The following is a 12,018-nucleotide window of genomic DNA, read 5'->3' as shown; positions in this document are numbered from 1 at the left end:
GATCGCCCCTCACGCCGGCTCTCTTGCTATTACAAGAGGAGGCGTGAGGGGCGGAGATGTGTTCGAGCTTATGCCTCAGATATTATTCTGCAAGATCTCGCGAAGCTTGCCGAACAGCTCGTCGATGTGATGCTTCTCGATGATGAGCGGCGGCGAGAGGGCGATGATGTCGCCGGTGGTGCGGATCAGCAGGCCCTTTTCGTAGGCCTTCAGGAAGGCGGTGAAGGCGCGCTTGGTGGGTTCGCCGGCGATGGGATCGAGCTCGATGGCGCCGATCAGGCCGGTGTTTCTGATGTCGATGACGTTCGGGCAGTCCTTGAGGGAATGCAGGGCATCGGCCCAGTAGTCGGAAAGCTCGGCCGCGCGGGTGAGCAGGCCCTCTTCCTTGTAGGTGTCGAGCGTCGCAAGCGCGGCCGCGGAGGCGATCGGGTTGCCGGAATAGGTGTAGCCGTGGAAGAACTCGATCATGTGCTCGGGTCCCTGCATGAAGGCGTCATGGATCTCCGAGGTCACGAAGACGGCGCCCATCGGGATGACGCCGTTGGTCAGGCCCTTGGCGGTGGTGATCATGTCGGGCTTCACGTCGTAATACTGAGCCGCAAACGGGGTGCCGAGGCGACCGAAGCCAGTGATGACTTCGTCGAAAATCAGCAGGATGCCGTGCTTGGTGCAGATTTCGCGCAGCTTCTGCAGATAGCCCTTCGGCGGAATGAGGACGCCGGTGGAGCCGGCAACCGCGGCTCGACGATGACGGCTGCGATGGTCGAGGCGTCATGCAGCGTGACGATGCGCTCCAGCTCGCTGGCGATATCGCCGCCATGCTCGGGCTCGCCGCGCGTGAAGGCGTTCTTGCCGGGAACATGCGTGTGCGGCATATGGTCGACGCCGGTCAGCAGCGTGCCGAACATCTTGCGGTTGGTGACGATGCCGCCGACGGAGATGCCGCCGAAATTGACGCCGTGATAGCCGCGCTCACGGCCGATGAGGCGGAAGCGCGAGCCGTTGCCCTTCACGCGGTGATAGGCGAGGGCGATCTTCAGGGCCGTCTCGACCGATTCCGAACCGGAGTTGGTATAGAGGACATGATCCAGGCCATCCGGGGCGATGTCCACCAGGCGGTTCGCCAGTTCGAAAGCCTTGGGATGGCCGAGCTGGAAGGCCGGAGCATAGTCGAGCTCGCCAGCCTGCTGGGCAATGGCCTCGGTGATCTTTGGCCGGCAGTGTCCGGCGTTTACACACCACAGGCCGGCGGTTCCGTCCAGCACCTGCCGACCGTCATGGGTGGTGTAGTACATATCCTTGGCGCCGACGAAGAGGCGCGGTTCCTTCTTGAACTGGCGGTTGGCCGTAAACGGCATCCAGAAGGCGCGCAAATCGTTGGGGGTGGCATTCAAACGGTCAGACATGCTGTTCTCCAATGGTCATTCGGGGGCCATTTCCCGGTCGCGGCGCGATTATATTTTACTGCCTGGTCAAATTATCAGCAGGCCCTTTCGCGTCAAGGCAAAGATAGTGCTGGGGAACGGGGCGGGGCTTTGGATGACGGGTGAAATCTGCGGCGCACCCGCGCGCCCGCTTCGATGGCGGCAGGCTGCCCGGAGGCCGGCCCTGCGCTCGTTCGGATACGAAAAAGCTGACAAGCCCGACGGGGCTTGCCAGCTAAAAATGCTAAAACACCTGGTCATGAAAGCAAGTCGATCTTCAGGGTGTCCCCCACGGATCGTTCGTCCGCTGACCCAGAGCTATTGAAGGCTCTTAAGCAGCCGATCTACTTTTTTCCGGCTCACAATAAATGTCTTCCAGCGTCTCGAGAACCCGGATAACGGATTCCGATGTGCTGGAGTAGTAAATCGTTTGAGCATCGCGACGTGTCTTGACCAGCTTCTGAGCGCGAAGCTTCGAAAGATGCTGCGAAAGTGCCGACTGGCTCAATCCCACCTGATTGGCAAGAACGCCGACCGGAACTTCGCCCTTAACGAGACTGCAAAGGATCAAAAGACGCTTAGGGTTTGCCATTGCTGATAGTAATGCTGCCGCAACATTAGAGTGTTCGGCCAAATTTCTTGTCTTCATTTTTTAAACTTCCCAATGCGGAGCGTACATCAGAAATTGTGCTATTTCTAAACCGGCACCAAACCGATTTCCAACAATACCAACACGCGCCGAAGATTGTATATACCTAAATTTAAGGTATCGAGTATGCTATTTTAGGTATGTATGTATGATGAGCGCGCAATGATATGAGAGGCGCCCATCACCGCCCGGAGACCCTCGATTAGCCCAAAATAGGTCGATTATCGTCGTTTCTGGCTCCTGTATATCCCAATTTCGGTCAAAAGCCGATTACAACTTACCAATAATGGTCGCTACCCATCAGGCTGCAAGGCTACTAATTCTCGCACTGTTGCGCGCCCTGCGGCACCTCAATTTATTTTCGACTTAAAGAATCATCAGGTCCGCGGCGGACAGGATGTAAGCCCTTCCGAAGCCGCCGTTCAGGCTGGCATCGAGCGGAACGAGGCGAAAGAAACAGAAATCCGGAAAGTCGATATAGAGCTTGGATTTCGGGTGGCGGTCGAGGAAAAGCCCGCGAATCCGCTCATGCGCTTCGCCTTGCCGGTCGATGCGCTCCGCGCTGCAACGCACGGTCAGGCGGGGATGGGCCAGGGGATCGCCCTTGCCGGGTTCGCCGAAGAGCGCCGACGCGCGGGGATCCTTAATCAGGGACTTGGTATGCGATGAAAGGCCGGAGACGAGAATGACGGGAGCGCCGTCGGCATCGATGGCGATCAGGACGCGACTGACGGAGGGAAAGCCGGTTTCGGGATCGATGACGGCCAGCGCCGCGTGGGCGGCATCGTGCATGAGGCCGCGCGCCTGCTTGCGCGCATCCTCGTCCGTTTCCCTGATCACCGATGGTTTATCGTTCATTAACTGCTCCATGAATTGAGGAGCAGCCAGGAACGGCTACTCCTTTCGCCGGTGACTGGTCAGGCCGGCCACCACGTCTTGCGCCGAGATGGTTCCGATAATTGTGCCGTTGTCAACAACGCCGATGTTGCCCGGCTGGCGGGTGAGGGCGTCGAGGATATCGACAAGCGGCGTTGTCGCCGTTGCAGTGGCGGTGACGGAACCGGTATTGGCCGAATGCCCGACGCCCTGTTGCATGACATCGCGCGCCGTGAGCATGCTGATCGGATTCATGTGCTGCACGAAATCGGCCACGTACTGGTCGGCTGGATTCTTGACGATTTCCTGCGGTGTCCCGCACTGGATGATGTGGCCGCTCTCCATGATGGCGATGCGGTTTCCGATGCGGAATGCCTCGTCCAGGTCATGGCTGACGAACAGGATGGTGCGCTTCAGGCGGCGCTGGAATTCGAGGAGCTCGTCCTGCAGGCGCGTGCGGATCAATGGATCGAGCGCGGAGAACGGCTCGTCCATGAGCAGGATCGGTGCGCCGGTCGCAAAGGCGCGCGCCAGACCGACGCGCTGCTGCATGCCGCCCGACAACTCGTTGACCTTGCGATTGGCCCACTGCGTGAGATTGACGAGCTGAAGCTGCTCATCGACGCGCTTCTTGCGCTCGGCTTCCGGAATGCCGGCAAGCTCGAGCCCGAAGCCCACATTGTCGGCCACGGTTCGCCAGGGCAGCAATGCGAACTGCTGGAACACCATGGAGACGGTGTGCATGCGCAGGTCGCGCAAAGCCTTCGGACTGCAGGAGTAGGGGTTGACGGGGCCGTTCTTGCTGTTGACGACCACATCGCCGCGCACGACCGGTGCTAGGCCGTTGACGGCCCGCAGCAGCGTCGATTTTCCCGATCCGGAAAGCCCCATCAGCACGAGGATCTCGCCTTCCTCGATTTCCAGCGAGGCATTGGCGACGCCGAGCACCATGCCCGTTTCCTTGCCGATGTCGTCGCGAGACTTGCCCGAGTCGATAAGTTTCAGCGCGGCATCGGGGCGATCGCCGAAGATGATGCTGACATTCTTGAAGCCGACAGCGACGGTCATGAGCGGTCTCCTTCGCCGGGGGCACGGAACATACGGTCGAGAATGATCGCCAGGATGACGATGCAGGCACCGGAATCGAAGCTCTTGGCAACGTTGACGCTGTTCAGCGCACGCAGAACCGGAACGCCGAGACCGGGAGCGCCGACGAGGGCGGCGATGGACACCATGGAGAGCGACAGCATGATGGTCTGCGTGAGGCCGGCCATGATCTGCGGCATGGCAAAGGGCAGCTCGACCTTGCGCAGAACCTGGCGCGGCGTCGCACCGAAGGATTCAGCCGCTTCGACAAGCGCGGGCGGGGTCGAAATGATGCCGAGACGCGTCATGCGGATCGGCGCGGGGATGGCGAAGACGACGGTCGCGACCAGGCCCGGCACCATGCCGAGACCGAGCAGGATCATGGCCGGCACCAGGTAGACGAAAGTCGGAATGGTCTGCATCAGGTCGAGGATCGGCCGCAGGAAGGCGAAGAGCCAGGGACGTCGGGCGGAGGCGATGCCGAGCGGCACACCAACGAGCATGCTGACGAAGGTGGAGGCCAGCACCAGTGCCAGCGTTTCGGTCGTTTCCTTCCAGTAGCCCTGGTTGATGGTGATGAGCAGCCCGATGAAGGTGAGGGCCGTCACCCCGACGCTCCGGCGCATCCAGTAGGCGATGGCGGTGAACACCACGACGACGATCAGTGGATGCGGAGCCTGCAGAAGGAACAGCAACGCGTTGATCACATGCGCGACCACGAAGGAGAGGCCGTCGAAAAACCAAGTGACATTGGTCGTCAGCCAATCGACGACGGCTTTGGCCCACGGCCCGATGGGGATGCGATAATCGGTTAACCAGTTCACGTCTTTGCCCACGATTGGGGGCGGCTGTTCCGATGGTGTCTTATCGTTCCGGAGGTGCCGCCGAAGAATAACGGTCTGTCACGCCACGCAAGCCGTTGTCCGGGCGGTGACGGGACGCGAAAGGAAGCAGTCTATCCAGGGAAGAAAAAGGGGCGGTTCAGCCGCCCCTCATCCACCATGTTACAAGCCGAGCTTGGCCTTGACCGCTGCCATGGCGTCGCCGCCATCCTTGGTGGTGACACCGGCCAGCCAAGGCGTCACGGCCGCCGGGTTGGCCTTCAGCCATTCCGTGGCGGCCACTTCCGGGTCCTTGCCGTCATTCAGGATCTTGCCCATGATTTCATTTTCCATCGGCAGGGTGAAGACGAGATTCTTGATGAAGGCGCCGACGTTCGGGCATTCCTGCAGGTAGCCCGCCCGGACGTTGGTGTAGACGGTCGCGCCGCCGTAGTTCGGTCCGAAGACGTCGTCGCCGCCGGAAAGATAGGTCATCTTGTAGGTGCTGTTCATCGGATGCGGCGCCCAGCCGAGGAAGATGATCGGCTTGCCTTCCTTGTCGGCACGCGAAACCTGCGCGAGCATGCCCTGCTCGGAGGATTCGACCACCTCGAAGCCCTTGAGGCCGAAGGTGTTCTTGTCGACCATGTCGATGATCAGGCGGTTGCCGTCGTTGCCCGGCTCGATGCCGTAGATCTTGCCGTCGAGATCGGCCTTGTGGGCGGCGATGTCCTTGAAGTCCTTGATGCCGAGTTCGGCGCCCTTTTCGTTGGTCGCCAGCGTGTACTTGGCGCCTTCGAGGTTGGGACGTACGGTTTCGACAGACTTGTCCGCGGCGAACGGCTTGATGTTCTCGGCCATCGAGGGCATCCAGTTGCCGAGGAAGACGTCGATGTCCTTGTTCTTGAGGGATTGATAGGTCACCGGCACGGCCAGCACCTTGATGTCGGTGTCGTAACCGAGCGCCTTCAGGAGGACGGAGGCGGTTGCCGTCGTGGAGGTGATGTCGGTCCAGCCGACATCGGCGAAATGCACGGTACTACAGCTTGCCGGCTCCGCGGCGGATGCCGTGGCGGCGCCCAGTGTCAATGCAGAGAGAGTTGAGGCGAAAGCGAATGCGGTAAGGGTCTTTTTTATCATTGCGTGACTCCCAATCTAGCGTTCCCAAGCAACCATCAATATCTGACATTTTCAAGCGACCACAGTGTATTTGCGGCGGTTTGAGGGGGCTGATTGCGACGCCCGCCACTTTCCATCCGAACATTGCCAGGGCTTTCGCGGCCAAGCCGGGCGCACCTGAATCCTGTGGTTTTCGCTCGGAATATCTTTTCTTATCGTCGCGCAGCTCCCATGAAACATTCAAGGAGAATGTCATGGCCAAGCTTTACTTCCATTATTCGACGATGAATGCCGGCAAGTCGACCATGCTGTTGCAGGCTGCCTACAACTATCAGGAACGCGGCATGCGCACCGCAGCCTTCATCGCGGCTCTCGACGATCGCGCCGGGCGCGGCATGATCGCCTCCCGCATCGGCCTGACGATGGATGCCATACCCTTCGAAACCAGCGACGATCTCTATGCGATGGTCGATGAAATGCATGCGGACGAGCCGCTGGCATGCGTCTTCGTCGACGAGGCGCAATTTCTGACGCGCGAGCAGGTCTGGCAGCTTGCCCATATTGTCGATCGCCTTGGCCTGCCCGTCATGACCTACGGGCTGCGCACGGATTTCCACGGGCATCTGTTTCCGGGATCGCAGGAGCTGCTGACCATTGCGGACGAATTGCGCGAGGTGCGGACGATCTGCCATTGCGGGCGCAAGGCGACGATGGTCGTTCGGCTGGATGCTGCCGGCGACGTTGTGCGCGAGGGAGCGCAGATCGAGATTGGCGGCAGCGACAAATATGTCTCGCTGTGCCGCCGCCATTGGGAAGAGGCGATCAGCTGCGAGTGAGGAGGCGCCGTTTGCCGTCCGATGAGCGGTGCCGGCTGCTTTCGGCATATGGATGCCGCAACACAGGCTGAATTCGATCGGGAGGAACGATGAAACTGCTTTGTCTGGCATCGGCGAGCATCGTGCTCGTTTCGGCGTCCGCCGCGCTTGCAGATGGCGACCCGGTCGCCGGTGCGGTCGTTTTCAGAAAATGCGGCGCCTGCCACACGGCAACCGCGCCCGACAACCGCGTCGGCCCCTCTTTGATGGGGATTGTCGGGCGGCCGGTCGCAAGCAAGCCGGATTACGCTTACTCACCGGCGATGAAGGCGTTCGGGGCGGATGGCAAAGTCTGGGATGAAACGCTGCTGCGAAAATATCTGCCGGCGCCGCAATTCCTGGTCAAGGGCATCAGGATGACGTTTCCCGGCCTGAAGAGCGATAAAGATCTCGACAATCTGATCGCCTACCTGAAGAACCCCGCGGCCGCCCGATAGGCGTTTCGAGCATTTCCTTCACCGGCGGAAGCGGCTAGTCTCGCCGCAGGGGTAGGGAAGGAATGCTTTGATGGTCAGGCCTCATACCTTCGATGGCATGCTCGACAAGGCGCGTACGACGCTGGATGACGCCATCAGCGGCGCGAACTCGGCCGTGGCGACGCTGGCCGGTCACGACAGGGGCGAGCGTATCGCAGCCATCAATTTCCCTGTCGAGGAAACATTGGTCCGCGAGGCGGTCGAGCTGCTGGACCGCTGGAAATCGCTTGCCCTGTCGCTGGTCAAGGCGCTGGATCACGCGACGGAGCAGGCGGATTTGCAGCATCGGCGGCTGTTCGATGAGAAGGCAGGCCTGGAAAATGCGGGCCTGTTGAGCCGAAAGCTGGCGCGCGGTCCGATGAGACCGGAGACGATCATCGCGGATCTCGACGCGGTCCTGCATATCTCGGCCGAGCTCGATCTCCTTTTCAAGCAGGCGAGGCCCGAATTCGTACGGTGCTTTCGCGATTGCGAACTCCATCTCGAAGGCGTGATCGAGCGTAGGCGGAAGCTCGATTTCGATATCGAGCAGGTGCAGCGCCGGGCCGGGGACCAGGCAGAGAAGCTGACATATCATCGGCGCAACCGCCCATCCTCCCGTCATGCCGATCTGCAGACCGAGGCTGAGGCGGGCTATCGCGATCTTCTCGCCGAGCTGGACACCATCCGGCGACAGGAGAAGGATCTGCAATCGGCGCGAATGGTGCGGCAGCGTCTCATCGACATCTACGAGAGGTTGGCGGCTGTCCTGAACGGCCAGATTGCCGCCGTCAGCGCCATGGCGGCCAAGCTGACCGTCGATATCGAACAGCGGATCGCCCTGCTCAAGGCGCTGGGCACGGAAGCCGATCCCGCGTCGGGCACGGCCGGGCGAACGGCAACGGTCGAAAGTTTGATCGAGGCATTCGACGCAAACGTGCTGGCCGGCCATGATCTGGCGGTACGCAAGGCCCATGTCGATGCCGTCTTCACGAGGCGGCTGGAGCCGCATCTGCTGCCGGTATCCGCCGGCCCGGAAGAGGCTGCGGATGAAGCACAACCAGAGGGTTGATCGCCCTTTGGCGTCGAAAATTCGAGCCGGATGGTTGTTGTTTTTCTCAAGAACACATATTTGCTGGAACGCGAATGGCGATAAGGCCTTATGGCACGAGAGTCCGTCCGGATTTTCCGCAGGGTCGTCGCGCAGGTTCGGTGTGGTGCGTCCTTTGCGTGTGGCAGGATGCGCGGTGCGGTTTAGGAGACGTGTCCATGCTTGACTCGATCACGGCATTCTTGAAGCGGATCTGGGCCGCCATCGCGCGATGGCTGGGCCTGGTTTTCGTCGGGATCAGCTGGCCGTTTCTCGCGGCGCGCGGCTGGTATCGCCAGGGCAACTGGCTGTTCAAGCTGCCGATCGTCGCCTTCGTCACGCTGCTGGCGCTGCTTTATATCTATTTTATCTGGCAGACGCAGATCTGGACCGGCTTCAATCCGGCATATCCGGATGTCTACAAGTTTTCCGAGCGCAAGTTTTCCGCCGGACAGGAATTGCCGGCGGCGTCGAGCGGGCAGCAGGCCGCTGCGGCGCCGAATAGCTGCCAGACCTCGGCTATCGTCGACGTCGCTGCCGATCTGACCGATTTCAACGTCAACCAGAATGCCTGGATTTCCTCGATGCTGCTCTACAAGCTCGGGTTCTTCGGCATTTCATGGGACGACACGCCGTTTCTCGACAACAAGGCTTCCTTCCAGCGAGGCATAAACCTGGTGGTTCGCCGCACTTCGGCGGAATTGGTCGATACGATCGGCCGCGTGCGCGGCACGTCCGGTATCAACGGCGACCTGCAGAAGGCGCGCGGAAACCTGCAGTTCGACGAGTCCAGCTGGTATTTCGGGCTGCATCCTTTCGGGCCGAAGACGCCGACGCCGAGCTACTATCGCTCGGCGATCACCAATCTGCGCAATTTCAATACCGATCTCGGCAGCTGCAAGGCGGTTTTCGACGGGCGTGCCGATAATCTGCTGCAATTCGTCGACCATGTGGCCAGCGACCTTGGCAACACGGCCAATATATTGGCGGACCGGTCTCAGAAATACAGCTACGGATGGTTCGACATGCGCGCGGACGATCGCTTCTGGTTCGCTTATGGCCAGCTCTATGCCAATTACGGCATCATGAGTGCGGCCGGCGCGGACTTCCAGCAGGTCATCGCCGAGCGCAATGTCGGCAGGCTCTGGAACGATACGCTCGGAATGTTGCAGGCGGCGTTGCGCATCCAGCCGACCATCATTTCCAACGGGCCGGAGGACAGCTCCTTCATGCCGAGCCATCTGGCGACGATGGGATTCCATCTGCTGCGCGTTCGTTCCAATCTCGTCGAAATCCGCACGGTTCTCGGCGGCCGCTGACTACGAAACCGGCCGCCACCCGGCGTTAGGCGAGCGCAACGCGTGCTTTTTTTGCCCGAGAGCGTTCGTGCGGGGATCGTTGCGGCCGGAGGCTCGAAAGGATCAGCTGATCAGCTTGAGGCGGATGGCCTTTGCGACGAGCTGCGTGCGGTTGACGCAATCGAGCTTCTTGATCGCATTCATCATGTAGGCGTTGACCGTATGGTCGGAGAGGGAGAGAATCTGGCCGATTTCGACCGAGGTCTTGCCCTGGGCGGTCCAGCGAACCACTTCGAGCTCGCGGGCTGAAAGCGAATGCGGCGCCGCGCCATCGCTGCGCTTGAGGCAATTATAGGAATCGAGCGCCTGCAGCATGATGAGGGTGAGCTCGTTGAGCTCGCTCTGGCTGAGGCTGTTGCGATTGCCCATGAACCAGAAGAGCAGGCGCTGACCGTCGGGAGAGTTCGCCGGGATGATGACGCTCATCGGGCAATTGTAGTTGATCAGCAGCGTATGAAGCTCGTGCGGAAGATCGACATCCTGCTCGGCGTCGTTCTCCAGCAAATGCCAGCAGCGTGGCATTACCGAATCGCGCGCGCGCAGCAGCATCGGACAGCGGCGCACCAGCTGATGGCGATCGAATTCACGCACGAACTGCGACGGCAGCGTGCCTTCGATCAGCAGCGGCGTCATCATCGTGTCATCCGGAACCGGGACGTTCATGCAAGCCATGTGGCTGAAGCCAAATGCCGTTCCAGTCCGCCCCAGCGCCTGGACGAACGCCGCGTGTGTCCGAGCAGCAGCTAACTCGGCAGACAGCAACAATTGTCTCTCGGCAGTGATGATATAGGACATATGAGTGAAGCGCCCACAGCGTGTTATTGTTATCAAATACCCGATTTATGAGTGAATGCTAGACGCAAAAATAACACAGGACCAGAAATAATTTCATTTTCATATATTTTAATATTTATAATTGTGGACCTAATAAATCCCCGCCTAAAATGGGCATTAGGCGTAAAAACCGTATTTTCCTCGCTTCTATTCTTGCGAAACCATGGAGTTGGCACTGCTGGTCTTGGCGGAAATATGCGGATGCAGGAGATATTTGTGGTATATATCGCCTCGATGTGGTCTTTCTGCATGTCATGCGCCGTCGCGGCAAGGGGAGGCATTGCTATCGGCGCGTCTTCTACTTGGCAATTATCCGGGGCGCTCTCCGGCGTATGATTTCCGATATGGCGCCCAACAGTTTCCGCAAATGATGCGTCACCGCGAAGGCATGCCTTGCGAAGGCCCAAAGCGGTTGCTATCGGTCATGCCAAAGCAATCGCTTCCAGGCGTATACCTCATGAATTTTCGCTTTTTCCCGCAGCGCGCGATGCGGTGGTGTCAAACGGTGTCGTGGTTCATGACGGCCGTTCCGCTTCTGCTTGTCGCGCCCGCCATTGCCGAGGCGTCTGCCGTCGCCGGCGGCACGCCGATGCGCTTCCTGCTCGTTCACGGCGACATGGGCCAGTGCCGCGCCGACAACGCTTGTCCGGACTGGATTTCCGCCGAAGGGCAGATCATGGCCGACACGCCGAAGAAGCTGCAGAGATTTTTGAAGCGGCTCGGCAACCGGCAACTGCCGATCGTCGTCAGTTCCCCGGGGGGAGACGTCAAGGCGGCGATGGAAATGGCCCGCACCATCCGCAAGCAGAAGCTCTCGATTGCCGTTGGCCGCACGCGCTCGCGGGCATGCTCCTATTCCGAGCCGATCTGCCAGGCGGCGCTCGCCGAGGATGGCTCGATCAAGGGACAGGCCTATTCTTCCGGGGCCATCTGCTTCTCGGCCTGCCCGCTGTTTTTCGCGGGCGGCATTCAGCGTGTTTCAAGCCCGTTTGCATTGATGGGCGTTCACCAGATCACCACCACCTACAGCGAGGTGCGTGTCCAGTACCGCACCGAATATGAAATGGTGAACGGCAGGCGCAAGGTTCTGTCGCGGAAGGAGATCGGGCGGAAGTTCGTCGGCAAATACGACACGACCAAGCTGGACAAGGCGCAGAAGGCGCGGCTGACCGGTTTCCTCGACAAGATGGGAATCGACAGGGGGCTCGTCGATGTAATGCTCGGAACCGAGCCGAGCGGGATTCACCTGATTTCGCAGATGGATGCGCTGAATCTGAAGCTGACGACGGAACTCTCCGATGCCGATGCGCTTGTTTCCGCACGCAATTGCACGGACGGGCAATCGATCTCCGGTTGCGCCTCGCCGCCGCCGGCACCGTCGCCGATGAGCAGCGCGTCGGCCATGGCCGGCAAGTAGGCGCTCGTTTAGCG

10 protein-coding genes and 2 pseudogenes are annotated in these 12,018 nt (G+C 60.2%); 5 read left to right on the top strand and 7 right to left on the bottom strand.

The annotated features are described in order from the left end of the window. Window positions 1–75: 75 nt before the first annotated feature. The 6 genes and pseudogenes from ACJJVH_RS10000 to ACJJVH_RS09975 form a co-directional block, all read right to left on the bottom strand. A pseudogene (locus ACJJVH_RS10000) lies at window positions 76–1,406 on the bottom strand (aspartate aminotransferase family protein). A 349-nt stretch (window positions 1,407–1,755) separates the two neighbouring features. Further along, window positions 1,756–2,073 (bottom strand): ArsR/SmtB family transcription factor, encoded by a 318-nt coding sequence (locus ACJJVH_RS09995; RefSeq protein ID WP_004116664.1) that lies wholly within the window; start codon window positions 2,071–2,073, stop codon window positions 1,756–1,758. A gap of 372 nt (window positions 2,074–2,445) precedes the next feature. Further along, window positions 2,446–2,931: pseudogene (locus tag ACJJVH_RS09990) on the bottom strand (HugZ family protein); the annotation flags it as partial. Window positions 2,932–2,967: 36 nt separating this feature from the next. Further along, window positions 2,968–4,017: a choline ABC transporter ATP-binding protein gene (gene choV, locus ACJJVH_RS09985; RefSeq protein WP_113356533.1), complete on the bottom strand. Its 1,050-nt coding sequence runs from the start codon at window positions 4,015–4,017 to the stop codon at window positions 2,968–2,970. Then, on the bottom strand, window positions 4,014–4,859 hold the full coding sequence (choW, locus tag ACJJVH_RS09980) for a choline ABC transporter permease subunit (protein WP_412063830.1): 846 nt from the start codon (window positions 4,857–4,859) through the stop codon (window positions 4,014–4,016). Before choW ends, choV begins: the two co-directional genes overlap by 4 nt. A 180-nt stretch (window positions 4,860–5,039) precedes the next feature. Beyond that, a complete protein-coding gene (locus ACJJVH_RS09975) occupies window positions 5,040–5,996 on the bottom strand; it encodes a choline ABC transporter substrate-binding protein (RefSeq protein WP_412063829.1) in 957 nt (318 codons plus the stop codon). Window positions 5,997–6,229: 233 nt separating this feature from the next. Here ACJJVH_RS09975 and ACJJVH_RS09970 point away from each other — a divergent pair, with 233 nt between their 5' ends. The 4 genes from ACJJVH_RS09970 to ACJJVH_RS09955 all read left to right on the top strand — a co-directional run bounded on the left by ACJJVH_RS09970 (window position 6,230) and on the right by ACJJVH_RS09955 (window position 9,714). Next, window positions 6,230–6,811 (top strand): thymidine kinase, encoded by a 582-nt coding sequence (locus ACJJVH_RS09970; protein ID WP_113392742.1) that lies wholly within the window; start codon window positions 6,230–6,232, stop codon window positions 6,809–6,811. Window positions 6,812–6,900: 89 nt separating this feature from the next. Then, window positions 6,901–7,287, top strand: coding sequence for a c-type cytochrome (locus ACJJVH_RS09965; RefSeq protein WP_113356536.1), 387 nt, complete (start codon window positions 6,901–6,903; stop codon window positions 7,285–7,287). 70 nt (window positions 7,288–7,357) lie between these two features. Further along, window positions 7,358–8,377: a hypothetical protein gene (locus tag ACJJVH_RS09960; protein ID WP_412063828.1), complete on the top strand. Its 1,020-nt coding sequence runs from the start codon at window positions 7,358–7,360 to the stop codon at window positions 8,375–8,377. A gap of 197 nt (window positions 8,378–8,574) precedes the next feature. Next, window positions 8,575–9,714 carry a DUF2333 family protein gene (locus ACJJVH_RS09955; protein ID WP_112803763.1) on the top strand — a complete coding sequence of 380 codons (1,140 nt, stop codon included), beginning with the start codon at window positions 8,575–8,577 and terminating at the stop codon, window positions 9,712–9,714. A gap of 102 nt (window positions 9,715–9,816) precedes the next feature. On the opposite strand, the gene ACJJVH_RS09950 is transcribed toward ACJJVH_RS09955, so the two are convergent. Continuing rightward, window positions 9,817–10,548 carry a LuxR C-terminal-related transcriptional regulator gene (locus tag ACJJVH_RS09950; protein WP_412063827.1) on the bottom strand — a complete coding sequence of 244 codons (732 nt, stop codon included), beginning with the start codon at window positions 10,546–10,548 and terminating at the stop codon, window positions 9,817–9,819. 556 nt (window positions 10,549–11,104) lie between these two features. Here ACJJVH_RS09950 and ACJJVH_RS09945 point away from each other — a divergent pair. Further along, entirely contained in the window at window positions 11,105–12,004 is a 900-nt protein-coding gene (locus tag ACJJVH_RS09945; protein WP_412063826.1) for a hypothetical protein, read from the top strand. The last annotated feature ends 14 nt before the right edge of the window (window positions 12,005–12,018 follow it).

The organism is Rhizobium sp. SYY.PMSO, from assembly GCF_046840415.1.
In the GTDB taxonomy this organism is placed as follows: domain Bacteria; phylum Pseudomonadota; class Alphaproteobacteria; order Rhizobiales; family Rhizobiaceae; genus Rhizobium.
Note: the sequence above shows the minus strand (reverse complement) of the source record. Positions and strands in the feature narration are given on the sequence as shown.